Origin of the sequence: Brevundimonas sp. SH203, assembly GCF_002157625.1 — a bacterium.
Taxonomy (GTDB): domain Bacteria; phylum Pseudomonadota; class Alphaproteobacteria; order Caulobacterales; family Caulobacteraceae; genus Brevundimonas.
In genome coordinates, this window is record NZ_BDMM01000013.1 from 1 (window position 1) to 1,119 (window position 1,119).

The 1,119-nt window shown below is 69.4% G+C and carries 1 protein-coding gene; it reads right to left on the reverse strand.

The annotated features are described in order from the left end of the window. Nucleotides 1-24: 24 nt before the first annotated feature. A partial coding sequence (locus tag SH203_RS15165; protein WP_087121797.1) for an OmpA family protein occupies nt 25-1,119 on the reverse strand: 1,095 nt, incomplete at its 5' end.

Below are 1,119 nucleotides of genomic sequence, written 5' to 3' on the forward strand. Positions count from 1 at the left end.
TCCAGACCGGCCGGCCTTGGGGACTTAGAAGTTGATGTCGATGGTCGCGCGGCGGTTGAGCGGTTCACGCACGCCGTCGGCGGTGGGCTTGGCCAGGTTGGTCTCGCCCTTGCCGTCCAGGGCGATCACGCCGCCGTTGACGCCTTGAGCCACCAGGGCGTCCGCGACGGTGCGCGAACGACGGTTGGACAGACCCAGGTTATAGGCGGCCGAACCCGAGGTGTCGGTGTAGCCGACGATCAGGACGCGCGTCGGGGCGCCCGACTTGGCGTAGTTGGCGGCCTGCGTCACCACCGAACGGGCTTCCGCCGTCAGGTCCGAGCGATCCCAGTCGAAGTAGACCACGAACTGGCGCGCGACCGGCTTCACCGGAGCCGGCGGAGGCGGCGGCGGGGGAGGCGGCGGGGGAGGCGGCGGCGGGGGCGGAGGAGGCGGCGGCGGCGGCGGCGCGTCTTCTGCGCCGAAGCTGTAGCGCAGACCCAGGGTCACGGTGTGCGACTGGTCGTAGTCGCCGTCCCAGGTGCCGAACGCCGTGCCACCGGCCGAGACCGAATCCCACGAGGCGTCGCCCGTCAGATAGCGGTAGGTCAGATCGATGTTGGCGCGGTCGCCGATGGCCCAGGCCAGACCCGCGATCGCCTGAGCGGCGAACTTGGTCGAGTCGTCGTCGATGGTCATGGTGGCGGCGCGGTTGGCGCGCAGGGCGCCGATCGCGTCGGCCTTGACGCGGTTCACGCCGGCGCCCAGACCCACGAACGGACGGATGCCCCAGGCTTCGTAACCGAAGTCATAGATGACGTTGGCCATCAGGGTGGTCGACTCGATGTCGCCTTCCGGCGAGAAGCAGCCGCCCGTCGCCGGGGTCAGGTTGCACAGGCCTTGCGTGCCGGAGACGGCGCGGACCTTGCCGATGTCGCCCGAGCGGTAGCCGCCTTCGAGTTCGACGCGCCAGTTGGGGTTGAAGCGATAGCCCAGGCGCGCAAAGGCGGCCCAGCCGTTGTTCACTTCATAGTTCCAGTTGGCGCCCGTCGTCGACGACTCGGCGTTGATGTCGTCCATCATGTGGTAGCCGGCGTCGATGGCGCCGTACCAACCATTGGGTTCCGCCGATGCGGCGCC